Here is a 24448-nt window from a genome sequence, read left to right on the forward strand (position 1 = left end):
CCGTTCCGTTTCCGGCCGGTCCGTCCGGGCTTTCGCCTTTTCAGGATTTCATCCGATTTGCTTTCGCCTTTCGGCGCTCCCGAACTCTATCAGAGTTTCTCGGCCCGTTTTCCCCGCTCGAACTGAATTCGAAGCGGAGCCGCGCGGCCTGCGGGGCAACCCGGAGAACATTACGCACCGGGCCGCCCCGCGTCAAATCACGGCGACCGGACTCAGACCTCGACCACGACCGGCAGGATCATCGGCCGGCGGCGGTAGTTGTCCGCCACCCACTTGCCGATGGTGCGGCGCACCAGCTGCTGGACCTGGCGCACCTCCAGCACGCCGTTGTCGGCGGACTTGCGCAGCGCCTCCTCCAGCTTCTGCACCACCGGGTTGAACGCGCCGTCGTCGATGCCCGAGCCGCGGGCCTGGATGGTCGGACCGCTCACGATCTTGCCGCTGCTGGAGTCGACCACCACGAAGACCGAGATGAAGCCCTCCTCGCCGAGGATCCGGCGGTCCTTGAGGGACGACTCGGTGATGTCGCCGACCGAGGAGCCGTCGACGTACACGTAGCCGGCCTGCACCTTGCCGACGATCCGGGCCACGCCGTCGACCAGGTCGACCACCACGCCGTCCTCGGCGATCACGGTGCGGTTCTTCGGCACGCCGGTCTTGATGCCCAGGTCGGCGCAGGCACGCAGGTGGCGCCACTCGCCGTGGACCGGCATCAGGTTGCGCGGCCGGCAGATGTTGAAGAAGTAGAGCAGCTCGCCGGCCGAGGCGTGGCCGGAGACGTGCACCTTGGCATTGCCCTTGTGCACGACGTTGGCGCCCCACCGGGTCAGGCCGTTGATCACCCGGTAGATCGCGGTCTCGTTGCCGGGGATCAGCGAGGAGGCCAGGATCACGGTGTCGCCCTCGACGATCCGGATCTGGTGGTCGCGGTTGGCCATCCGGGACAGCGCGGCCATCGGCTCGCCCTGCGAACCGGTGCAGACCAGCACGACCTCCTTGTCCGGCAGGTCGTCGAGCTGCTTGACGTCGACGATCAGGTTGCCGGGCACCTTGAGGTAGCCGAGGTCACGGGCGATGCCCATGTTGCGGACCATCGAGCGGCCGACGAAGGCGACCTTGCGCTTGTACTCGTGCGCGGCGTCCAGCACCTGCTGGATCCGGTGCACGTGGCTGGCGAAGGAGGCCACGATGATGCGCTTCTCCGCGTTGGCGAAGACGTTGCGCAGCGCGGCGGAGATGTCCCGCTCGTGCGGGATGAAGCCGGGGACCTCGGCGTTGGTGGAGTCCACCAGCAGCAGGTCCATGCCCTCCTCGGCCAGCTTGGCGAAGGCGGGCAGGTCGGTCAGCCGGCCGTCCAGCGGGAGCTGGTCCATCTTGAAGTCACCGGTGGCCACCACCATGCCGGCGGGCGTCCGCACGGCGACCGCGAGGGCGTCCGGGATGGAGTGGTTGACCGCGATGAACTCGCAGTCGAAGGGGCCGATCTGCTCGCGCTGGCCCTCGGCGACCTCCAGCACGTAGGGCCGGATCCGGTGCTCGGCGAGCTTGGCCTCGATCAGCGCCAGGGTCAGCTTCGAGCCGATCAGCGGGATGTCCGGGTTCTCCCGGAGCAGGTAGGGCACGGCCCCGATGTGGTCCTCGTGACCGTGGGTCAGGACGATGCCGTCGATCTTGTCGAGGCGGTCCCGGATCGAGGAGAAGTCCGGCAGGATCAGGTCGACACCGGGCTGCTCGTCCTCCGGGAAGAGCACGCCGCAGTCGATGATGAGCAGCCGGCCGGCGTGCTCCAGCAGCGTCATGTTGCGCCCGATCTCCCCGAGGCCGCCGAGCGGGGTGATCCGGATCGCGTTCGGCGCGAGGGGCGGAGGCGCGCCGAGGTCGGGATGAGGGTGGCTCAAAAGACTCTCCTTCGCGCCGCGCGCCACATGCCCGGGGTTCTCCCGCTGACACATGGCGCGCGACTTCGCTAGGTACCTGTCAGGTCGGTCCGCTCGTCACCGAGCGGCTGGCTTGCTGTGCCTCGCGCCGGTCGCTCGGCCCTGCGACGGAACCCCGGAAGCGGCTTCGGGGCCCGGCGAGCCGATGGCGCGCACGTCTGTTTGCTAAAGGTGTACCCCGCCGGCGGCGAGATCCTCCTTCAATCGGGCGATCTCCTCGGGCGTGGCGTCGACCAGCGGCAGCCGGACCGGGCCCGCGGCACGGCCCTGCAGCGCCAGGGCGGCCTTGGTGAGGATCAGGCCCTGGGTGCGGAACATGCCGGTGAAGACCGGCAGCAGGCTCTGGTGGATCTCGGTGGCCTCGGCGACCCGACCGGCGCCGTGCGCCTCGACCAGCGCGCGCAGCCGGTCGGCGACCACGTGGCCGACCACGCTGACCACGCCGACGGCGCCGACCGACAGCAGCGGCAGGTTGAGGATGTCGTCGCCGGAGTACCAGGCGAGCCCGCTGCGGGCGATCGCCCAGGAGGCGGCACCGAGGTCGCCCTTGGCGTCCTTGTTGGCGACGATCCGCGGGTGCTCGCCGAGCCGGACCAGCGTCTCGTGGCTCAGCGCGACGCCGCTGCGGCCGGGGATGTCGTAGAGCATCACGGGCAGCCCGGTGGCGTCGGCGACGGCGACGTTGTGCCGGTAGAGGCCCTCCTGCGGGGGCTTGCTGTAGTACGGGGTGACGACCAGCAGCCCGTGCGCGCCGGCGGCCTCGGCCTGCCGGGCCAGCTCGATGCTGTGCGCGGTGTCGTTGGTGCCGACGCCCGCGACCACGTGGGCCCGGTCCCCGACCGCCTCGACCACGGCCCGGACCAGCTGCGCCTTCTCGGCGTCACTGGTGGTCGGCGATTCGCCCGTGGTGCCGTTGAGGACCAGACCGTCGTTGCCGGAGTCGACCAGGTGGGCGGCCAGGCGCTGGGCGCCGTCGAGGTCGAGGGCGCCATCGGCGCTGAACGGGGTCACCATCGCGGTGAGAACCCGGCCGAAAGGTGCACGGGGGGTGGAGATCGGAGCCATGGGTCCAAAAATACTCGTAGCCGATGAGGAAGCCGTGACTCCGGTCCAGGGTTCGGACAACACAGGACCGTGACAGCCGGCAAGAAAGCGGACAAACCATAGGATTCCGGTGCTACCTGCTCGGGGGTTCAAGCAGCACCGGAATCCGTGTCCCGAGCCTAGGGAGCGGCCGAAAACGCCGCAATCCAGACATGCCGGGACAATGCGCCCATATGCCTATCGACCCAGGTCAGGGCGCGACCCGGCCGTGCGCGTTGAAGGCCGCATGGGTGAGCGGCATCTGCTCGGCCCACAGGGCCTCCATCCGCTCGCCCACCATCTCGATCTCACGCTGCGGGAAGCTCGGCACCGTGGCCCGCTCGTCCTTGGTGCGCAGCGACAGGAAGTGCATCAGGGAACGGGCGTTGCAGGTGGCGTACATCGAGGAGAAGAGCCCCACCGGCAGCACCGCCCGGGCCACCTCGCGGGCCACCCCGGCGGCCAGCATCTCCTGGTACTCGGCGTACGCCTGGGTGTAGGCCCGCTCCATCGCCGAGGTCACCGTCTTGTGCTGCTCCGCGGTGCCCTCGACGAACTCGTACTTGCCGGGCCGCCCCTGCTGGACCAGCTTGCGGTCCTCGCCCGGCACGTAGAAGACCGGCTGCAGCTCGCGGTAGCGCCCGCTCTCCTCGTTGTAGGACCAGCCGCTGCGGTGGCGGTGGAACTCGCGGAAGACGAAGATCGGCGCGCTGATGAAGAAGGTCATCGAGTTGTGCTCGAAAGGCGTGCCGTGCCGGTCGCGCATCAGGAAGTTGATCAGGCCCGCGGACTTGGCCGGGTCCTGCTGGAGCGCCTCCAGCGACTGCTCGCCCTTGGTCGAGACCCGGGCCGCCCAGAGCACGTCGGTGTCACCGGCCGCGCTGCGGACCAGCTCGACCGTGACGTCGCTGCGGAAGGTGGGGGTGGCCGCTGCTTCGTCGGTCACGGGTTGCTCCTCAACTTGATCGCGTGGTGCATGGTCTTGCGGGCCCGCGGGGTGTCCCCCGCGTCCGCGTAGGCGACGGCCAGGCGGAACCAGACCCGCCAGTCGGCCGGCTCCGCCTCGGCCTCCGCCCGGCGCCTGGCGAAGACCTCGTCGGCCGAGTCGCGGTCGATCCGGCCGCCGGCGGTGCGGCGCAGCTCGTCCACCGGCAGGCCGCCCTGGGCCTCCAGCTCGCGGGCCATCGCCTCGGTGGTGCGGCCGAACCGGATGGTCTGGCGCAGGAACCAGATCCCGATCCCCGGGATGATGAAAGCGCAGATCCCGATGCCGATGCCGAACGGCTTGCCGGTGGCGATCAGCTGCACGCCCTCGCCCATGCAGACCAGGGCGACCAGGAACAGCACGGCGGCCAGGATGAAGAAGCCGGTGCGGGAGGTCATCGCGCGCTCCTCGGTCTCATGGGTCGGGTCACCGGTCGTCGGGTCACCGGTCTCACCGGTCGTCGGGTCACCGGTCTCACAGGTCCAGGAAGTGTTCGAGGCCGAAGGTCAGCCCCGGGGTGTCCACCACGCGCCGCACCCCGAGCAGGATGCCCGGCATGAAGCAGCTGTGGTGCAGCGAGTCGTGGCGGATCGTCAGGGTCTCGCCGGCGTCGCCGAAGAGCACCTCCTGGTGCGCCAGCAGGCCGCGCATCCGCACCGCGTGCACCGGGACCCCGTCGACGTCGGCGCCGCGCGCGCCGTCCAGGCCGTGCGTGGTCGGGTCGCTCTGCCGGGGCAGGCCGGCCGCGTCGCGGGCGGCGGCGATCAGCTGGGCGGTCCGGGTGGCGGTGCCCGAGGGGGCGTCGGCCTTGCGGTTGTGGTGCAACTCGACCACCTCGACCGACTCGAAGTACTTGGCCGCCTGCTGGGCGAACTGCATGGTGAGCACCGCGCCGATGGAGAAGTTCGGCGCGATCAGCAGGCCGAGCTCCGGCGCCGCGGCCAGCCACTGCTCCACCTGGGCCAGCCGGGTCTCGTCCCAGCCGGTGGTGCCGGTGACCACGTGGATGCCGTGGCCGAGGCAGAAGTCGAGGTTGCGCATGACCGCATCGGGGTGGGTCAGCTCGACGGCCACCTGGGCGCCGGAGTCGACCAGCGTCTCCAGCTCGGAGTCGCGGGAGAGGGTGGCGACCAGTTCGAGGTCGGCGGCGGCCTCGACGGCCTTGACGGCCTCGGAGCCGATCCGCCCGGTGGCGCCGATGACGGCGACGCGCAGGGTCATCGTGGGTCCTTTCAGGCTGGGGACTGGGACGGTCGCGGCGGGACGGTCACGGCAGGGCGATCACCGTGCTGCGATCACCCCGCCGTGCCGCTCACAGCAGGAAGTCGGCGAGCTTGGCGGCCCGCTTGTCGGCGATCGGCCCGATCAGGGCCAGCGAGGGCCGGTGCGCGCCCAGCACGTCCCGGGCCACCGCGTGGACGTCCTCCAGCGTCACACCGGCGATCCTGTCCAGCATGTCGTCCACCGAGAGGTGGTGGCCGTAGGCCAGCTCGGCCTTGCCGATCCGGTTCATCAGCGAGCCGGTGTCCTCCATGCCGAGCACGGTGGACCCGGAGATCTGACCGATCGCCCGGCTGAGCTCCTCCTCGGTGATGCCCTCGGCGACCACCTTGTCCAGCTCGTCGCGGCAGATCCGCAGCACCTCCTCGACCCGCTTCGGCTGGCAGCCGGCGTAGATGCCGAACAGACCGCTGTCCGCGTACGAGGAGGAGTAGGAGTACACCGAGTAGGCCAGGCCGCGCTTCTCCCGCACCTCCTGGAAGAGCCGCGAGCTCATCCCGCCGCCCAGCGCCGCGTTCAGCACGCCGAGCGCCCAGCGCCGCTCGTCGTGCCGGGGCAGCCCGGGCACGCCGAGCACCAGGTGGGCCTGCTCGGTGGGGCGGTTGAGCACCGACAGGCGCCCGGCGGTGCGCAGCGTCCGCTCGCCGCGGCGGGGCTCGGCGGGCAGCGCCTCCGACTTCGCCAGCAGCGGGGCGAAGGCCTTCTCGACCTGGCGGACCACCGCGCGGTGGTCCAGGTTGCCGGCCGCGGCGACCACCAGCTGCTCGGGCTTGTAGCGGCGCTTGAAGAAGCCGGCGATCTGCTCGCGGGTCAGCGCCTTGACGGTCTCCTGGGTGCCCAGGATCGGCCGCCCGAGCGGGGCGTCGCCGTAGATCACCTTGGCGAACTGGTCGTGCACCACGTCGCCCGGGTCGTCCTCGGCCATCGCCATCTCCTCGAGGATGACGCCGCGCTCGGCCTCCACGTCCTCGGGCCGGATCAGCGAGCCGGTGAGCATGTCGCAGACCACGTCGATGGCCAGCGGCAGGTCGGTGTCCAGCACCCGGGCGTAGTAGCAGGTGTTCTCCTTGGCGGTGAAGGCGTTCATCTCACCGCCGACCGCGTCCAGCGCGGCCGAGATCTCCAGGGCGCTGCGCCGCGCGGTGCCCTTGAAGAGCAGGTGCTCCAGGTAGTGGGTGGCACCGTTCAGCACCGGCGTCTCGTCCCGGGAGCCGACCCCGACCCAGATGCCGAAGGTGGCCGAACGGACCGTCGGCAGGGTCTCGGTGACGACCCGCAGGCCGCCGGGGAGCACGGTGCGGCGCACCACGCCGGCGCCGTCCACGCCTCTGAGCAGGGTGCGGGTGGTGCCGGGGCGCTGCTTGGCCGCCGAAGCCTGGGCCACGGGCCGTCCTTCTTTCACGGAACTCGGCGAGGTCACGGCCTCGCGGGAACAACAGGGTGCGGCCCGTACGCCGCGAGGGCGTACGGGCCGCGGGGTCAGCTAGTGCGCACCGATCACTCGGCGGCGGCCTCGCCGCTCTCCTCGCCCTCGATGACCGGGATCAGCGAGAGCTTGCCGCGCGGGTCGATCTCGGCGATCTCGACCTGCACCTTGGCGCCGACGCCGAGCACGTCCTCGACGTTCTCCACCCGCTTGCCACCGGCCAGCTTGCGGATCTGCGAGATGTGCAGCAGACCGTCCTTGCCCGGCATCAGCGACACGAACGCGCCAAAGGTCGTGGTCTTCACCACGGTGCCCAGGTAGCGCTCGCCGACCTCCGGCATGGTCGGGTTGGCGATCTGGTTGATCGTCGTACGGGCAGCCTCCGCCGAGGGACCGTCGACCGCACCGATGTAGATGGTGCCGTCGTCCTCGATGGTGATGTCCGCGCCGGTGTCCTCCTGGATCTGGTTGATCATCTTGCCCTTGGGGCCGATGACCTCACCGATCTTGTCCACCGGGATCTTGATGGTGATGATGCGCGGCGCGTTCGGCGACATCTCGTCGGGCGCGTCGATCGCCTCGTTCATCACGTCCAGGATGTGCAGACGCGCGTCCTTGGCCTGCTTCAGCGCGGCGGCCAGCACCGAGGCCGGGATGCCGTCGAGCTTGGTGTCCAGCTGCAGGGCGGTGATGAAGTTGCGGGTACCGGCGACCTTGAAGTCCATGTCGCCGTACGCGTCCTCGGCGCCCAGGATGTCGGTCAGCGCGACGTAGTGCGTCTGACCGTCGATCTCCTGCGAGATCAGGCCCATGGCGATGCCGGCGACGGCGGCCTTCAGCGGCACACCGGCGTTCAGCAGCGACATGGTGGAGGCGCAGACCGAGCCCATCGAGGTGGAGCCGTTGGAGCCCAGCGCCTCGGAGACCTGGCGGATCGCGTAGGGGAACTCCTCGCGGGTCGGCAGCACCGGGAGCAGCGCACGCTCGGCCAGCGCACCGTGGCCGATCTCGCGGCGCTTCGGCGAACCGACGCGGCCGGTCTCACCGACCGAGTACGGCGGGAAGTTGTAGTTGTGCATGTAGCGGCGACGCGTCTCCGGGGAGAGCGTGTCCAGCTGCTGCTCCATCCGGAGCATGTTCAGCGTGGTGACACCCAGGATCTGGGTCTCGCCGCGCTCGAACAGGGCCGAGCCGTGCACCCGCGGGATCGCCTCGACCTCGGCGGCCAGGGTGCGGATGTCGGTGACGCCACGGCCGTCGATCCGGACCTTGTCCTTGATGACGCGCTCGCGGACGATCTTCTTGGTCAGCGCGTTGTAGGCGGCGCTGATCTCCTTCTCGCGGCCCTCGAACTCCGGCAGCAGCTTCTCGGCCGCAACCGCCTTGACGCGGTCCAGCTCGTTCTGGCGCTCCTGCTTGCCGGCGATGGTCAGCGCCTTGGCCAGCTCGTCCTTGACCGCGGCGGTCAGCGCGGCGAGCACGTCGTCCTGGTAGTCCAGGAAGCGCGGGAACTCACCGGTCGGCTTGGCGGCCTGGGCGGCCAGCCGGGCCTGCGCCTCGCAGAGCACCTTGATGAACGGCTTGGCGGCGTCCAGACCGCCGGCCACGACCTCCTCGGAGGGGGCCTCGGCGCCTTCGCCGACCAGCTTGATGGTCTTGTCGGTGGCCTCGGCCTCGACCATCATGATCGCGACGTCGCCGTCGGCCAGCACGCGGCCGGCGACCACCATGTCGAAGACGGCGTCCTCGAGCTCCGAGTGGGTCGGGAAGGCCACCCACTGGCCGCGGATCAGCGCGACGCGGACGCCGCCGATCGGGCCGGAGAACGGCAGGCCGGCCAGCTGGGTGGAGGCGGAGGCGGCGTTGATCGCGACCACGTCGTACAGGTGGTCGGGGTTGAGCGCCATCACGGTGACGACGACCTGGACCTCGTTGCGCAGGCCCTTGACGAAGGACGGGCGCAGCGGGCGGTCGATCAGGCGGCAGGTCAGGATGGCGTCCTCGGAGGGGCGACCCTCACGACGGAAGAACGAGCCGGGGATCCGGCCCGCGGCGTACATCCGCTCCTCGACGTCGACCGTCAGCGGGAAGAAGTCGAAGTGCTCCTTCGGCTGCTTGGAGGCGCTGGTGGCCGACAGCACCATGGTGTCGTCGTCCAGGTAGGCCACGGCGGAGCCGGCGGCCTGACGGGCCAGCCGGCCGGTCTCGAAGCGGATGGTACGGGTGCCGAAGGAACCGTTGTCGATCACGGCCTCGGCGTAGAACACGTTCTCTTCCACCTGGAAGATCTCCTCTTTCGTACGTCTCCGGAAGAGCGCCCCCGCGCTTGCCTGCCGGATGCGGCCCCAGCCTCCGGGCCGGTCTTCGATCGAAGCCTCCGGGTGCTCCCGCTCGTGCGGCGGGACTCCCGGCGGCCACTACCGAGGACCGGCGCCTCTCGGGCGGGCGGATCGGCGGTGGGCGTCTGGACGCTCTCCTGGATGCGGGCGGCTTCCGTTTGAAGCCTTCGGCCCGCGGGGGGTCGTGCTGCTCGGATGGAGCGCCGCGCGGCGCCACCTCCCGACATGCCCACAACCCTACGGTGCGAATCTCGGCCACCTCGGGAGGCGGACCGGAAATTCTGCGGCCACGGTGTTTCCGGTGCGGAGTCCGTGGTGCCCCCCGCTGCCGCTCCTGCGGCGTTCCGGGGGCCGGTATGCGCGAGGGGCGGCTCCCCGCAGTGGGGAGCCGCCCCGGGCGGCGGTCTTAGCGGGCGCCGCCGGCGGCACCGCGGCGGATGCCCAGGCGGTCGACGAGCGTACGGAAGCGCTCGATGTCCTTCTTGGCCAGGTACTGCAGCAGACGACGGCGCTGACCGACCAGGATCAGCAGGCCACGACGGCTGTGGTGGTCGTGCTTGTGGAACTTGAGGTGCTCGGTCAGGTCCGAGATCCGGCGGGACAGCATGGCCACCTGGACCTCGGGGGAGCCGGTGTCACCCTCCTTGGTGCCGTACTCGGCGAAGATCTGCTTCTTGACGGCGGCGTCGAGAGCCACTGCAACTCCTTCATGGGTGACCGAGCGATCCTGGTCTACGTCACAGGATCATTTGTTGACTCGGAAGCCCCAGGGTACCAGCCGGGCGCCGGGGAGCCCGACCGGGGCCGGGCGCGGACCGCCGCGGGCCCGCCGCGGGTGCGGGCCGGGTGCGCCCCCGGCCCGTCCCGGGTCAGCTGGTGGCGCCGCGGACCAGCGAGTAGATGTCCAGCACCGCGAGGGCCAGCGGCACCAGCGACATCAGCAGCAGGCTGTCCACCAGGTCCAGGATGCGCCCCCAGAACGGCGACACGCCCAGCCGCGGCACCACCAGCCCGATCGCCACCAGCAGCGCGGCGCCCAACGCGATCGAGCCGCCCAGCCAGATGGTGCGCAGGTCCACCGCGGTGGTGCTGGTGGCCCGCAGGATGGACAGCGGGGTGTGCAGCGACAGGCCCAGGATCAGCAGCGCCAGGCCGAGCAAGCCGGCGACGGTCAGGCTGAAGACCTGCGCGGTGTAGCGGAACAGCCGGGCCCGCAGCATCGTGGAGATGCCCAGGGCCAGCGCCAGCAGCTGCGGGAACATCCGGTCGGTGAAGCCGAGCACGGTGCAGGCGCCGACGATCACCGCGGCGCAGCCGCCGACCAGGCCGACCAGCACCTCGTGGCCGCGCCGGGCCTGGTGGGCGATCCGCTCGTACTGCACGGCCTCGGCCCGCTCGGTCTCGTCCAGGCCGCGGCTGGCCCGGGTGCGGGTCTGGCCGGGGGCGCTGAAGCCGACCGGGAGGCGGGCGAAGCGGGCCGACAGGGCGGGCAGGAAGCCGACCGCGGCCAGGGCGGCCACGCCGGCCACCGCGGCGATGTGGTCGGCCGGGGTCCCCGGCATCAGCACCGCGGCGAAGGTGGCCAGGGTGCCGCCGGCCGAGAGCACCGCGGCGGCCACGAAGACCGAGTCCTTCTCGGGCAGCAGGCCGACCAGCAGCACCGAGACCACCAGCACGGTGGCGCAGCCGGCCAGGAACTGCAGCCGGCCGGGCCCGTCGTAGCTGTGCGCGACCGCGAGGATCCCGGTGCCGGCGATCAGCGCGTGCGGCAGTGCGCCGATGCCCAGGGTGAGCGCGGCGGTGTCGTCCCGGTAGACCCGGGCCCGCACCCCGGCGAAGGCGACCAGCACCACCGCGGTGACCCCGGAGAGCACGCCGGGGAGCCCGTGCATGTCGTGCCGCAGGTCGGCGAACCAGAGCGCGAAGCCGAGCAGCACGATCAGCAGGCCGGCGCCGGTCAGGCCGAAGGCCCGCATCAGGTCCGGGCTCCAGAACCGGCGGTCGGCCTCGACCGCGCTGGCGATCGCGTCGGCCACGTCGTCGTAGACCGCCGGCGGCAGCGACTCGGCGAACGGACGCAGGCTCAACAGGTCCCCGTCGCGCACCTGTTGGGCGTTCAGCGGCAGTCCGCTGTCCAGCACCGTGCCGTCCCGGCGGACCAGGTGGAAGCCGGTCGGGGCCCCCTCGGCCTGGGTCTGGCCGGAGAGCCGCAGCACCTCGGGGTAGACGTCCGCGAGCGGGACGTCCTCCGGCAGGGCCACATCGATCCGGCTGTCCGGGGCCACCACGGTGACCCGACAGAATCCGGTCGCTGCGTTCGAAGTCACCGGTGCTTCCCCCTCGTTGGCTTTCGCTTGCTCGCTGGACCGGGCGCCGCGTCCACCGGAACCGGCGCTGCGTCACCCTATCGCCCGCCCGCGGGCGGCACGCCCCGGGTGGGTCCCCGGGGCGGTCCTGTGAGGGTCCTGAGGGCGACACCGGCGGGCCGACCGGGCTCGGTAGGATCGGCCCCTGCGCAGGGCGCGTACCGGGGGCGGGATCGATCGCCGCGGTGGCGCCTGCGGTCTGCGGCGGGGGCAGGGCAGTCACAGGGGCGCCTCCTCCGGGACCTGACGAGTCGCGTGAGGGCTGGTGCGGTAATAGATGAGTGTCGTGACGGTCAAGCGCCCGCCCCGGGCGTACCCGCCGGTGGTGCCGGACGAGCCGGTGCAGCTGGTCACCCCGCCCGAGCTGCCCCGCGGGGGCGGCGACGACTGGATGATGAGCCTGCTCCCGCTGCTCGGGATGGGTGGATCGGCGGCCTTCTTCTTCATGCCGAACACCGCGCCGATGATGCGGGTCATGGGCGTGCTGATGATGTGCTCCACCGTGGGCATGGCCGTGGCGCAGATCGTGCGGGCCCGCCGCGGCGGCGGCGCCGGACTGGCCGACGAGCGGCGCGACTACCTCAAGTACCTGCAGCAGGTGCGCCGCCAGGTGCGCCGCACCGCCGAGCGGCAGCGCGGCGCCCAGCTCTACCTGCACCCCGAGCCGGACCAGCTCTGGTCGGTGGTGGCCGAGGGCCGCCGGCTCTGGGAGCGCCGCCCGAGCGACCCGGACTTCGCCCAGATCCGGCTGGGCCGCGGCCCGCAGCAGCTGGCCACGCCCCTGGTGGCCCCGCAGACCGCGCCGATGGAGGAGCTGGAGCCGCTCGCCGCCGACGCGATGCGCTCCTTCCTGCAGGCCCACGGCACCCTGCAGGAGCTGCCGCTGGCCGTCTCGCTGCGCGCCTTCTACCACATCACCGTCTGCGGCGACCCGGACGCGGTGTACGGCAACGTCCGGGCGATGATCGCCCAGTTGACCACCCTGCACTCCCCCGACGACCTGGTGGTCGCGGTGGCCGCGGCCCCCGGCGCGCTGGAGGAGTGGGAGTGGACCAAGTGGCTGCCGCACACCCAGCACCGCAAGCAGCAGGACGGCGCCGGTTCGCGCCGGCTGATCGCCGCCGGCCTCGGCGAGCTGGAGCTGCTGCTGGAGGACGAGCTGGCCGGGCGCCAGCGGTTCAGCCGGGACGCCGGGCCGCAGCCCGAGCAGGCGCACCTGGTGGTGGTGCTGGACGGCGCCGCGGTGCCGCACGACTCGATGCTGGCCTCGGCCGAGGGCGTGCACGGGGTGACCGTGATCGAGGTGGTCCCGGGCGACCTGGACGAGCCGACCGGGCACCTGGTGGTCACCGTCGGGCGCGACCGGCTGCTGCTGGAGTCGGCCTCCGGCGCCTCCTACTCGGGCCGCCCCGACCTGCTCTCCGCCTGGCAGTCCGAGGCGCTGGCCCGCCAGCTCGCCCCGTACCGGATCTCGGCCGGCGGCGACGACGAACCGCTGCTCTCCAACCTGGACTTCACCGACCTGATGGGCGTGGGCGACGCCGGCTCGGTGGACGTCTCGCGCACCTGGCGGCCGCGCCCGCAGCACGAGAAGCTGCGGGTGCCGATCGGGGTCGGCGCCAACGGCGAGCTGGTCCACCTGGACATCAAGGAGGCCGCGCTGGAGGGCATGGGCCCGCACGGCCTGTGCGTCGGCGCCACCGGTTCCGGCAAGTCCGAGCTGCTGCGCACCCTGGTGCTGGGCCTCGCGATGACCCACTCCTCGGAGACCCTCAACTTTGTCCTCGCCGACTTCAAGGGCGGTGCCACCTTCGCCGGCATGGCGGACATGCCGCACACCTCCGCGGTGATCACCAACCTGGAGGGCGAGCTCACCCTGGTCGACCGCATGCGGGACGCGATCGAGGGCGAGCTCAACCGGCGCCAGGAGCTGCTCCGCTCGGCCGGCAACTACGCCAACCTGAACGAGTACGAGCGCGCCCGGGCCGCCGGCGCGGCCCTCGACCCACTGCCCTCGCTGGTCCTGATCATCGACGAGTTCTCCGAACTCCTCACCGCCAAGCCCGACTTCATCGACATGTTCATCCAGATCGGCCGGATCGGCCGGTCCCTGGGGGTGCACCTGCTGCTCGCCTCGCAGCGGCTGGAGGAGGGCAAGCTGCGCGGTCTGGACACCTTCCTCTCCTACCGGATCGGTCTGCGCACCTTCTCCGCGGCCGAGTCCCGGGTGGCGATCGGCGTGCCGGACGCCTACCACCTGCCGCCGGTGCCCGGCGTCGGCTACCTGAAGTTCGGCAACGACGTGCTGGACCGGTTCAAGGCCGCCTACGTCTCCGGGCCCTACCGGGCGCCGGGCCAGCAGCGCACCAGCGGCCGGGTCTCCACCGTGCAGCCGGTGCTCTTCACCGCCGCCGAGGTGGCGGTGGTCGAGCCCGCCGCCGCGCCGGTGGTGCCCGAGCCGACGCCGCTGGACGACGCGCTGGTGGACACCGTGCTGGACGTGATCGTGCAGCGGATGGTCGGCCAGGGCCCGCCGGCCCACCAGGTCTGGCTGCCGCCGCTGGACGAGGCGCCGAGCATGGACCAGCTGATGCCGCCGCTCCAGGCGACCCCCGAGCGCGGCCTCACCTCGCCGGAGTTCGGCGCGCTGGGCCGACTGGTGGTGCCGGTCGGCATCGTCGACCGGCCGCGCGAGCAGCGCCGCGACGTGCTCTACCAGGACTACTCCGGCGCGGCCGGCCACGGCCTGGTGGTCGGCGGTCCGCGCTCCGGCAAGTCGACCATGATCCGCACCCTGGTGGCGGGCTTCGCGCTCACCCACACCCCGGCGGAGGCGCAGTTCTACCTGCTGGACTTCGGCGGCGGCGGCTTCCGGTCGCTGGAGGGCCTGCCGCACGTCGGCGGGGTGGCCGGGCGCCTGGACCTCGACAAGGTGCGCCGGATGGTCAGCGAGGTGCACGGGGTGCTGAACCGGCGCGAGGAGCTGTTCCGCACCACCGGCATCGACTCGATCACCACCTACCGCACCCGCCGGGCGGCCGGCCAGCTGCCGGACGAGCAGTTCGGCGACGTCTTCCTGGTGATCGACGGCTGGCTCACCTTCCGGCAGGAGTTCGAGGCGCTGGAGGCGGTGGTCGGGGACATCTCGGCGCGCGGCCTCGGCTACGGCATCCACCTGGTGCTCACCGCCGCCCGCTACGCGGAGGTCCGCCCGGCGCTCAAGGACCTGCTGCAGAACCGCACCGAGCTGCGCCTCGGCGACGCGATGGAGTCCGAGATCGACCGCAAGGTGGCGCAGAACGTGCCGGCCGGCTCGCCGGGCCGCGGCCTGACCGCCGCCAAGCTGCACTTCCTCACCGGCCTGCCGCGGCTCGACGGCTCCTCCGCTGTCGAGGACCTGGTGACCGGGGTCGCCGGGCTGGTCGACGCGGTGAACGCCGCCTGGAGCGGGCCGCGGGCGCCGCAGGTCCGGATGCTGCCGGCGGTGCTGGACGGCCACGCCCTGCCCAAGGGCTTCGAGCTGCCCGAGCGCGGCGTCGCCTTCGGCCTGGACGAGGCCGAGCTGGCGCCGGTCTTCGTCAACTTCGAGACCGACCCGCTCTTCATCGTCTTCGGCGAGAGCGAGTCCGGGAAGTCGGCGCTGCTGCGCATGCTGATCAAGCAGATCACCGAGCGTTACAGCGCCGACCAGGCGGGCATCGTGGTCGGCGACTACCGGCGCTCGCTGCTCGGCACGGTGCCGCCGGAGTACCTGGTGGAGTACGCGGCCGCGCAGCCGGCGATGAGCGCGATCGTGGACATGCTGCGCGGCGCCTGCGCCCGCCGGCTGCCCGGTCCGGACGTCACCGCCGAGCAGTTGCGCAACCGCAGCTGGTACAGCGGCAAGGACATGTTCGTGATCGTGGACGACTACGAGCTGGTCGCCACCTCCTCCGGCAACCCGCTGGCGCCGCTGGCCGAGTTCCTGCCGTTCGCCCGCGACATCGGCCTGCGGGTGATCGTCGCGCGCAGTGCCGGCGGCGCCGGGCGCTCGCTCTACGAGCCGGTGATGCAGCGGATGCGCGAGCTGGGCGGGCAGGGCGTGCTGCTCTCCGGCACCCGGGACGAGGGCGTGCTGCTGGGCACCGTCAAGCCGCAGCCGCTGCCGCCGGGCCGCGGGGTGTTCGTCTCCCGCCGGATCACCGGCGGGCAGATGGTGCAGACCGGGTGGCTGCCGGTCCAGTGATCCCCTGGTCCGGTCGCCGGTCCGGCCGCTGGTCCGGCCGCTGAGGACGAACCGCCGACCACCACACGCAGTGACGACGAGGGCCGGGTGCGCAGCGCGCACCCGGCCCTCTCGGCTGCATACCTGTCCACGTGCTGGAAAGTTATCGAGCTTTTTCGGCCGCCCGGCTGCGGTTCTCGTGGTCTCCCCACGGGCCACCGCCCGGCCTGCCGGGCGCCGGTCGGTCACCTGGCGCCAGGGGGAAGGTGCAAGGTTCAACCTTTGATTCAAGCCCAAGTCGGCGCGTTCACCTTGGATTCATGCCCCATTGGCCAAAGGTAACAAGTCGGACATCAACCCCCGGGCCCCCAAGTCGATCATCAGATCGGATGAGTATGCGAGGTATCGCAACGGATTCCGAAGGTCAAGCGCCATTGACGCAAGCTTTACGCCCCCGCACCATGGCGAACCGGGAGCGACCGAGAACCGAACCCCCAGGTGACCTCGCAGAGGCGATAGCGCTCCCCACCCCAACACCGCACAGGACCGCGCTCCTCGCGCTGAGCCGATCGGACCCCCGCCCATGACCGACACGCTTCGTCCGCCCACCGCATCCCCCACGGTGACGGACGGCACCGCCGACGCCCCGCGCTCGCTCAACCGCTCGCTCGGCGTCGTGGGCGGCACCCTGCTGACGCTCTCCTGCGTCACGCCGGCCTCCTCGCTCTTCGTCCTGGTGCCGGGCCTGTTCAACAGCCTCGGCACGGCGACCGCGATGACCATCGGGATCGGCGCGATCATCTGCGTCGCGGTCGCCTTCGCCTACTCCGAGCTGGGCACCCTGATCCCCAGCGCCGGCGGCGAGTACGCGATGGTCGGCACCCTGGCCGGGCGGTTCGCCGGCTGGCTCTCCTTCATCCAGTCGCTGATCGTGGTGATGATCGTCCCCTCGGTCATCGCGCTCGGCACCGCCGCCTACCTGGCCCCGATCGTGCACGTCAGCGCCCCGGTGGCGGGCGCCGGCGTGATGCTGGCGGCCACCGTGGCCGGCCTGCTCGACCTGCGCGCCAACGCCTGGATCACCGGCATCTTCCTGGTGCTGGAGGTGATCGCCGCCGGCGTGGTGTCGGTCCTCGGCTTCGCCCACCAGCAGCGCGGGGTCTCCAGCCTCTTCCACGGCGTGCTGGCCGACACCGCGGGCCACTCGAGCGCGGTGAGCGTGAGCAGCATGGTGGCCTCGATGGGCGTGGCGCTCTTCGTCACCCAGGGCTTCTCCACCGCGATCTACCTCTCCGAGGAGCTGGAGGACCCGCGCCGCAACGTGGCCCGCACGGTGCTGTGGACGCTCGGCCTGTCGGCCGTGGTGATCATGGTCCCGGTGGTCGCGATCACCCTCGGCGCCCCCGACCTGGCCACCCTGACCGGCGGTGACATCTCCGGCATGGTCTCCCAGTGGGCGAACTCCGGGGTCGGCACCTTCATCAGCCTCTGCATCGCACTGGCCATCATCAACGCCGGCATCGTGATGGTGATCCAGAACTCCCGGGTGCTCTTCGCCTCCGGCCGCGACCGGGCCTGGCCCGAGCCGGTGAACAAGGCCTTCGGCACGCTGAACCGGTTCCAGGCCCCCTGGGTCTCCACCCTCGCGGTGGGCGTGCCCGGCGCGCTCTTCTGCTTCGTGCCCGGCCAGCTGCTGAGCAACATCACCGGTGTCGCGGTCACCGCGCTCTACCTGCTGGTCGCGGTCGGCGCACTGCTCTCCCGGCGCGGTGCGCACAAGAGCACCCCCGCCTGGCGGCAGCCGCTCTGGCCGGTGCTGCCGGCCCTGCTGATCCTCGCCCTCGGCTGGGTGCTCGTCCACCAGGACCACAAGGCACTGCTCTGGACCGGCGTGATCACCGTGGTCGCCTCGCTCTACTGGCTCTGCTACCTGCGCCCGCGCCAGGAGACCCGCTGGGTCATCACCCTCCCGGAGGACCAGCAGCTCTGAGCCCCGCACTCCACCGAGTGGCCCGGACACCCCGCACGGGGTGCCCGGGCCACGTGCGTCGGGCCGCCCGGGTGGTTCAGTCCAGGAGCCGGCGGCGGCGGTCGCGCAGCACCACCGAACCGCCGAAGAGCAGCGCCACCACCAGCACCACGCCCAGCAGCACGAAGGTGGCGGTGCGCCGGTCGCGGTCCGCCTGGGTCTCCCCGAGGCCGACCGGCTGCGGCAGGATCGGCGAACCGGCCAGCTTGACCGCCGGGTCGGCGGCGGGGGCGTTGCTCGGCGGCGAGGTGTCGGTGACCGCCTTCACCGGGTCGACCACGCCCCAGCCGAGGTACTGGTTGCGGCCGCGCTCGGTGCGCTGGGCGGTCTGCTCGATCCGGGTGCGGATCTGCTGCGCGGTCCAGCCCGGGTACTCGCAGCGCAGCAGGGCCGCCACCCCGGCCACGTAGGGCGCGGCGAAGCTGGTGCCGTTGTCCACGCACTGGCCGCCGCCGGGGACGGTGGAGAGGATGTCCACGCCGGGGGCGGCCACGCTGACGTAGTCGCCGTACTCGGAGAAGGCGGCCCGCTCGTTGTTGCGGTCGGAGGCGCCGACCGCGAGCACGGTCGGGTAGCCGGCCGGGTACTCGGCGCCCTGCTGGCCGTCGTTGCCGGAGGAGGCGACCACCACCACCTGGTGCGCCTCGGCGTAGTCGACGGCCGCCTTGAGCAGGTCGCTGTCCGGGAAGCTGCCGTCCTGGGCGGCGCCGCGCACGTCCTGCGAAATGTTGATCACCTTGGCACCGGCGTTCACCGCGTCGGTGATCGCCTTGGCCATGGTGACCACGTCACCGTCGCCGGCCTCGTCGTTCTGCCGGATCGGCAGGATCTGCGCACCCGGCGCCAGGCCGACGAAGCCCACGCCGCTGCGCTGCGCGGCGGCGATGATGCCGGCCACCTTGGTGCCGTGGCCGACCTGGTCCTGGGTCGCGGGGCCGACCGGCTGGTTGTTGTTGTTCTTGTCCGGCAGCAGCGTCTCGCCGGGCAGCACCCGGCCGGCCAGCTGCGGGTTCTGGTTGTCCACCCCGGTGTCGATCACCGCGACCGTGACGCCCTGCCCGGTGATGCCGTTCTGCCACAGCTGGCCGAGCAGCACCCGCTGCAGCGCCCACGGCATGGCCGGCACGTCCTTGGTCGGGAACTGGCAGTCGCTCGACGCCGAGGGGCTCAGCGGTGACCAGTTCGTCCCGGGCGGATCCGCCGCGGCCGGCCCGGCGGCTGCCGCGCCCAGCACCGCGAGCACCGCGCCGACCGCCGCGATCCGGCTCAGCCTTCGCCCCAACGCCACCTGGTACCCCTCGAATCGCCGCAGTGGTGCCGCGGCCCCGCCGAGGCGCTACCGCTCCGGCGTCCCCGCGGGGGCGCCGGGTCGGCTCACGGCTGCCAGATCTTCAGGTTGTCGCTCTCGGTCGTGGTGTAGCCCTCGTGCGCCTTGTCGAGTGCGTCCGCGATCTTCATCAGCGTGTCGTGCAGGTCCTTGGCCTTCTGGTCCCAGATCGCCTGGCGGGCGTTGTACCCGTCCTTCGCGGCGCCGGACCAGGAGCCGGCGATCTTCTGGACGCCCTTCTTGAGCTCGTCCAGCTGGTGGTCGATCCGACCGGCGGCGGCACGGACCTGGCCGCCCGCGTCCTGGATCGTGCCGAAGTTGACGGAGATGGCACCGTCGGTGCTCATGGTGACTCCTTGTCAGGGAAGAGTGGTGCGGGGCGCCCCGGGAACCGGACCCCGTGCTGTCTGCGCTGCGCGGAAGACGAGGGGGCTCAGGCGCCCTGGACGCCGGCGATCGTGGTGCGCTGGTCGTCCTCGTTCTGGGAGTACTTGGCGGTGGTGTGGTCGATCGCGCCGCGGATCTCCTCCAGCACCGTGCTGAGCGCCTTCGCGTCCTCGTTCCACTCCGACTGCAGGTGGTGGTAGGCGGTCGCGGCCGCACCGGACCAGCCACCGGCGATCGAGTCGACCAGCGTGTTCAGCTTGCTGATCTCGCCCTGGATCTGCCCGTTCACATCGTGGATGTGGTTCGAGAAGATCCGCATCTCCTCAGCGGTCATCGTGAACTGACCGGCCATGTTGCACCGTCCCCCATGAGACAGACTCTTCTCCGCGCAGGCGGTCACCCTGCCCACCCGGACGACGTCACGGTGTGACGCCTGCCAGCACTGTAGTCGTCACCACCGACACTCCCAACACCGGGCGCTGTTTGGTTACCAAGCCATGACGCGGCACCGCCCGTTGCGCGGAAGGTGTGCTGACTTCGGGTCAGGCCTTAGGAGTTCTGCACCTGGGTGGCCGCGTTGGTGTTCAGTTCGGGACCCGCCGGCACCAGGTCCGACCAGCTCTTGGGGACCGGCACCGGCGTGGTGCCCGGGTACCCCAACCGGGCCTGCGCCTCGTTGGTCTGCGGCTGGGCCGGCTGCGCGGCGGCCGACGGGTTGGGGCTCGGCGAGGGCGAGGCCCCGGCCACCGTGCCCTCGCTGGTGGCCGGCACCGAGTAGCGCAGGCCGGTGTCGGTGAGCAGGAAGTCGCTGCCCGAGCCGCCCGTTCCGTTGTCCATCGCGCGGTAGAACAGCCCGTGGCCCGGGCTGACGTAGGCGCTGGTCAGGCCGGGGGTGGCGGCGGCCGGGTACTCGGTGCCGGCCCACACGCTCTGCTGCACCACCTGGTTGCCCGAGCCGTCCGCGGCCATCCCCTCGAAGGTCGAGCAGATCACCTGGCGCGGCGCCGAGTCGGCCGAACCGCCGGCGTTGACCGAGGTCCCGGGCTTGCTCTGGGGCCACTGGTCGTCCCCGCCCAGGGCGGTGCTGGTCTGCAGGTAGCGGGCGTTGTCCGCCGGGGTGATGGCGCCGTAGGTGGGGGCGTGGCCGCCGTAGGCGTACTGCTGCGTGCTCGGGTTCTCCCGGATCAGCTCGGCCTGGAACTGCGACACCCGGTACAGCTGGCCCTGGCCCACCACGAAGTAGTTGACCTGGGCGCTGGGGTCACTCTGGAAGGTGACCAGCTGGCCGACGAAGCGCTGGCCGGGGTCGGTGAGTTGGACCGCGGACGGCACCTGCTGCTGGCCGGTCCCCGGCACCTGCGGGAAGGTGATCGCGCTGGCCGCCGGCAGCGTGTTCAGCCACTCGTTGCTGACCGGCTGGGGCGCGGCGCCGTCGCCGAAGAGCGCCAGCTGCAACGCGATCCGCTGGTCGCCGGACATCGCCGGGGTGCCGATCGGGTGCTTGCGGCCGCCCGCGTCCACCAGGTACTGGGTGCCGGCCGCGCCGTTCTGCGCCGTCCCCTGCACCCAGAGCACCTGCCCGCCCGAGAGCCTGTGGTCCGGCCGGTCCAGCATCGCGGCGTCCGCACCGGCCGCCACGAAGACCGCCTGGTTGGGGTGGGCGGCGTCCGAGCCCGGCCGGTCGCAGACCGACCACTTCTTCGCCACGCCGGCGTCGGCCGCGCTCGGCAACTTGTCCGGCGCGTACGGGATCCCGATGGTCGGACCGTGCGACTTGTAGGCGTCGATCGCCGAGTCCGCGACGATGACCACCTTGGAGTTGGCCGGCAGCACCAGCTTCGCCGAGGCCATGTTCAGCACCGGGTGCAGCATCTTGGTGCCGTCCGCGCTGGTCAGGACGACGTAGCGGGTGGTCGAGTCCTTGCCCAGGATGATGTCGTTGCCGCTGTCCCAGCCCTTCGGCGCGGTCGGCTTGAGCAGGCCCCAGGCGCCGAACCCGGCCACCAGCACGGCGGCCACCACCAACGACGGCACCACGGCCCGGATCGGTCGCGGCGCGTCCTCGTCGCTGCCGCCCCCGACCGGCTGCAGGAAGGCGCCCACCATGCGCTTGCGCGCGAACGTGTAGGCGTTCAGCTCGTCCCTGCGTGATGCCATCCTGCCTGGCCCTCCCCGTGTAGCGGCCGCCCGCTCGCCTCCGGTCCCTGCTGACCCTCTACGATGCGGCAGACGGTGAGTACGGTACGGGTACTGTTCGGCGCCCGGCCAACCGGGCCGTGACAGCGAATCAGAGAGGGTCACCCGGGGGAATGCCAAGCCAGACCGCGCAACGGCGACGCAGGGCAGCGCAGGGCAGGGGATCGAAGGAGCGCCGCGGCCCCGCCCGCCGGGCCGGGTCCGCCCCGCAGCAGGCGCCGGCCGGCGCGCCGGGCGGCCCCACGACCGTCGCGGTCAAGGTGCACCCGCGTCCGGGCCTGCTCGGCGGCCGGCTGCGGCTGCAGCAGCTGGTGCTGATCGAGGTCGCGGCGGCCCTGGTCGCCGTCGGCTGGACGGTCGACCGGATGATGGCCGGCATCTTCGCGGTGCCCGCGGCCCTGCTGGTGCTCCTCGCCCTGGTGCCGGTGCGCGGCCGCAGCCTGCCCGAGGCCCTGCGGATCCGGGCGGCGGCCCGCACCCGGCGCCGCGAGGCCCCGGACAAGCTGCCGCCGGCCGGCACCGACCCGGCCCTGGCCCCGGTGCTCGAGCTGGAACCGGCGCTGCGCACCTGCACCCACGCCACCGAGGCCGACCTGGGCGGCGGCCGCCCGGTCCGCCGCGAGACCGGCATGATCGGCGACGGCACCTTCCTCACCTCGGTGCTGCTGGTGCAGGCCAAGGACCAGCCGCTGCGCCCGACCCGCACCGCGCTGCCGCTGCCGCTGGACGTGATCTGCTCCGCGCTGCGGGTGGACGACATCGCGCTGGAGTCGGTCCAGGTGGTCCAGCACACCCAGCCCGCCCCGGCCCCGCACCTGCCCGACCAGGCGCTGGCCACCCGCGCCTACCAGGAGCTGCGCGACGGCGTGACCACCCCGGCGCTGCGGCTGACCTGGGTCGCGCTCAAGCTCGACCCGGAGCGCGCCGCCACCGCCGTGCTGGCCCGCGGCGGCGGCGAGCAGGGCGCCCGCAAGGCCCTGCAGCGGGTCACCGACCAGCTCGCCGGGCGGCTCAACGGCGCCGGCTTCAGCGCCACCGCGCTGGACGAGCGCGAGCTGATCGCCGCCCTCTCCATCGCCACCTGCGCCAACCCGCTGGCCACCGCCGGCCGCCAGGGCAGCGCGAGCACCGCCGCCGGCGGCAGCAGCCCGCGGCGCACCCAGGAGAGCAGCCGGTTCTGGCGGATCGACGACCGCTTCCACACCACCTACTGGATCTCCAAGTGGCCCCAGCTGGACCGCTCGGGCCACGGCGGGCGCGGCGTCGCCGCCGCCGAGCTGGTCAACCTGGCCACCGGCACGCCCGCGCTGGCCAGCGCGTTCAGCCTGACCGCGCAGGCCGGCACCGGCGACTCGGTGGCGCTCAGCGGCCACGTCCGGGTGGTCGCCCGCAGCGAGGGCGACGCGGGCCGGTACGGCCGGCAGCTGGAGCAGCGCGCGCAGGGCGCCGGCCTCGGCCTCTCCCGCCTGGACCAGGAGCAGGCGCTCGGCCTGCTCGCCACCCTGCCCCTGGGGGGATGTGCCTGATGGCCTACCAGACCTACGCCAGCCGGCCGCCCGAGGACGAGGGCCCCGGCCCGCTCGCCCGGATCCGGGCCGGCTACGGCCTGCGCGGGCCGCGCCGGGAACGGCACGTGCTCAGCCGCGAGGAGCTCGGCGCGCTCGCGGTGCCGGTCGGCGACGACGGCGTGGTGATCGGCGAGGACCCGCAGCGGCAGACCGCCGTGCTCGGCCTCTTCCGGCCCACCGCCTACGACGTGGTGCTGGTCGGCGGGGTGTGGACCGCGCAGCTGATCGCGCTGCGGGCGGCGGCCACCGGTGCCCGGGTCGCGGTGGAGACCGCCCGTCCGCAGGTCTGGGCGCAGCTGGCCCAGGCGGCCGGCGGCGGGCAGCCCTGCCTGACGGTGCACCAGATCGGCCGGCTCGGCGCCCAGGGCGCCTCGGTCTCGGCGCCGGTCCTGGTGGTGCGCGACCTCGGGCCGCGCCCGCCGCGCAGCCGCCTGTCGGCCACCCCGTGGCAGTCCACCCTCACCGTGCTGCCCTACCTCGACCCGCGGGCGGCCCGGGTGCTGAACGCGGCCGACCTGGTGGGCGTGCAGCGGGTCTCCCCGCAGGAGGCGGAGGTGATCGGCCGGGTGCTCTCGCTGGGCGGCCAGGACGTGGCCACGCTGCCCACCCTCGGCGACGACCTGACGCTGTGGGCCACCCGGATCCGGCAGCAGTACGTCCGCACCGAGCCGGGCGCCGTCGAGCGCCAGCAGCTCGGTCCGGCCCGCCGGGTCGACTGACCGCCGGGGGCCGTCACCGGTCAGGGTGACGGCACCGCCGGCCGCGGCGCGGCTGCGACCTGGGGAGCGGGCCGATCGCCGCGGACCCGTCGGCGACCGCGAGCGGTGACGGCGCACTCAACCTGGCGCGGCACAGGTTCTAGTCTTGTGCCGACCGCACCGCGACGAGCGGCCGCGAACACGAGGGAGCCCAAGGTGAGCAGCGATCGGGACGGCGTCTACGTCGGTGACAATGCGGCGGAGGACGACGACGACTGGTCAGACGCCCCTGACTACACTCCCCCGTCCTGGTACACCCAGGGCGCGGCGGCCCCGTCCGGCGCGTCCGCTCCGGCGGCGGAGCCCGCGGCGGGCGTGACGCCGGCGCCGACGAGCGGGGCGGCGGCCGGCGGGCCGGGGTCCGTCGAACCTGCGGCGCCGGTGGTGCCGGGTGCGCCGGTGGGCGGTGTGCCGGTGGCGGGCGCCCCGGGGTCCGGGGTCGCGCTCGCCAAGCCGGCTGAGCCGATGCCGGGTGCTCCGGTCCTGGGTGCTCCGGTCCCGGGTGCTCCCGGGCCCGGTGCGCCGCTGCCCGGCGTGCCCGTGCCGCCGCCTGCCGCCGCCG

17 protein-coding genes and 1 pseudogene are annotated in these 24448 nt (G+C 72.4%); 5 read left to right on the plus strand and 13 right to left on the minus strand.

Annotation, left to right across the window (positions count from 1 at the left end):
- Nucleotides 1-212 precede the first annotated feature (212 nt).
- The 9 genes from ACQRUO_RS30100 to eccD form a co-directional block, all read right to left on the minus strand.
- Nucleotides 213-1898 (minus strand): ribonuclease J, encoded by a 1686-nt coding sequence (locus tag ACQRUO_RS30100; protein ID WP_428319268.1) that lies wholly within the window; start codon nt 1896-1898, stop codon nt 213-215.
- A 204-nt stretch (nt 1899-2102) separates the two neighbouring features.
- The gene (dapA, locus tag ACQRUO_RS30105; RefSeq protein ID WP_428319269.1) at nt 2103-3002 is read right to left on the minus strand and encodes a 4-hydroxy-tetrahydrodipicolinate synthase; all 900 of its coding nucleotides are present in this window, start codon (nt 3000-3002) and stop codon (nt 2103-2105) included.
- 229 nt (nt 3003-3231) lie between these two features.
- The gene (gene thyX / locus ACQRUO_RS30110) at nt 3232-3966 is read right to left on the minus strand and encodes an FAD-dependent thymidylate synthase (RefSeq protein WP_428319270.1); all 735 of its coding nucleotides are present in this window, start codon (nt 3964-3966) and stop codon (nt 3232-3234) included.
- A complete protein-coding gene (locus ACQRUO_RS30115) occupies nt 3963-4403 on the minus strand; it encodes a tetratricopeptide repeat protein (protein WP_428319271.1) in 441 nt (146 codons plus the stop codon). Before ACQRUO_RS30115 ends, thyX begins: the two co-directional genes overlap by 4 nt.
- Before the next feature lie 76 nt (nt 4404-4479).
- Nucleotides 4480-5226 (minus strand): 4-hydroxy-tetrahydrodipicolinate reductase, encoded by a 747-nt coding sequence (dapB, locus tag ACQRUO_RS30120; protein ID WP_428319272.1) that lies wholly within the window; start codon nt 5224-5226, stop codon nt 4480-4482.
- A gap of 91 nt (nt 5227-5317) precedes the next feature.
- Nucleotides 5318-6706, minus strand: a complete 1389-nt coding sequence (locus ACQRUO_RS30125; RefSeq protein ID WP_428319273.1) for a M16 family metallopeptidase — start codon at nt 6704-6706, stop codon at nt 5318-5320.
- Nucleotides 6707-6783: 77 nt separating this feature from the next.
- On the minus strand, nt 6784-8991 hold the full coding sequence (locus ACQRUO_RS30130) for a polyribonucleotide nucleotidyltransferase (RefSeq protein WP_428319274.1): 2208 nt from the start codon (nt 8989-8991) through the stop codon (nt 6784-6786).
- Between the two features lie 466 nt (nt 8992-9457).
- Entirely contained in the window at nt 9458-9748 is a 291-nt protein-coding gene (rpsO, locus tag ACQRUO_RS30135) for a 30S ribosomal protein S15 (RefSeq protein ID WP_428319275.1), read from the minus strand.
- Nucleotides 9749-9920: 172 nt separating this feature from the next.
- The gene (gene eccD / locus ACQRUO_RS30140) at nt 9921-11378 is read right to left on the minus strand and encodes a type VII secretion integral membrane protein EccD (RefSeq protein WP_428319276.1); all 1458 of its coding nucleotides are present in this window, start codon (nt 11376-11378) and stop codon (nt 9921-9923) included.
- 316 nt (nt 11379-11694) lie between these two features.
- On the opposite strand from eccD, the gene eccCa reads away from it, so the two are divergent.
- Both eccCa and ACQRUO_RS30150 read left to right on the plus strand, forming a co-directional pair.
- A complete protein-coding gene (gene eccCa / locus ACQRUO_RS30145; RefSeq protein WP_428319277.1) occupies nt 11695-15642 on the plus strand; it encodes a type VII secretion protein EccCa in 3948 nt (1315 codons plus the stop codon).
- A 562-nt stretch (nt 15643-16204) separates the two neighbouring features.
- The gene (locus tag ACQRUO_RS30150; protein ID WP_428319278.1) at nt 16205-17611 is read left to right on the plus strand and encodes an APC family permease; all 1407 of its coding nucleotides are present in this window, start codon (nt 16205-16207) and stop codon (nt 17609-17611) included.
- 76 nt (nt 17612-17687) lie between these two features.
- Here the strand turns inward: ACQRUO_RS30150 and mycP are convergent, their stop codons facing one another.
- The 4 genes from mycP to eccB all read right to left on the minus strand — a co-directional run bounded on the left by mycP (nt 17688) and on the right by eccB (nt 21521).
- Nucleotides 17688-18938 carry a type VII secretion-associated serine protease mycosin gene (mycP, locus tag ACQRUO_RS30155; protein ID WP_428319279.1) on the minus strand — a complete coding sequence of 417 codons (1251 nt, stop codon included), beginning with the start codon at nt 18936-18938 and terminating at the stop codon, nt 17688-17690.
- 86 nt (nt 18939-19024) lie between these two features.
- Nucleotides 19025-19324 (minus strand): WXG100 family type VII secretion target, encoded by a 300-nt coding sequence (locus ACQRUO_RS30160; RefSeq protein WP_428319280.1) that lies wholly within the window; start codon nt 19322-19324, stop codon nt 19025-19027.
- Nucleotides 19325-19410: 86 nt separating this feature from the next.
- Nucleotides 19411-19716, minus strand: a complete 306-nt coding sequence (locus ACQRUO_RS30165; protein WP_428319281.1) for a WXG100 family type VII secretion target — start codon at nt 19714-19716, stop codon at nt 19411-19413.
- 197 nt (nt 19717-19913) lie between these two features.
- Entirely contained in the window at nt 19914-21521 is a 1608-nt protein-coding gene (gene eccB / locus ACQRUO_RS30170; RefSeq protein WP_428319282.1) for a type VII secretion protein EccB, read from the minus strand.
- Nucleotides 21522-21673: 152 nt separating this feature from the next.
- Between eccB and eccE the strand changes: the two genes are divergently transcribed.
- The 3 genes and pseudogenes from eccE to ACQRUO_RS30185 form a co-directional block, all read left to right on the plus strand.
- Nucleotides 21674-23086, plus strand: a complete 1413-nt coding sequence (eccE, locus tag ACQRUO_RS30175) for a type VII secretion protein EccE (RefSeq protein WP_428319283.1) — start codon at nt 21674-21676, stop codon at nt 23084-23086.
- A complete protein-coding gene (locus ACQRUO_RS30180) occupies nt 23086-23847 on the plus strand; it encodes a hypothetical protein (RefSeq protein ID WP_428319284.1) in 762 nt (253 codons plus the stop codon). Before eccE ends, ACQRUO_RS30180 begins: the two co-directional genes overlap by 1 nt.
- A gap of 195 nt (nt 23848-24042) precedes the next feature.
- Nucleotides 24043-24448: pseudogene (locus ACQRUO_RS30185) on the plus strand (MinD/ParA family protein); the annotation flags it as partial.

The sequence above is a fragment of the Kitasatospora sp. LaBMicrA B282 genome (assembly GCF_050325825.1).
Taxonomy (GTDB): Bacteria; Actinomycetota; Actinomycetes; order Streptomycetales; family Streptomycetaceae; genus Kitasatospora.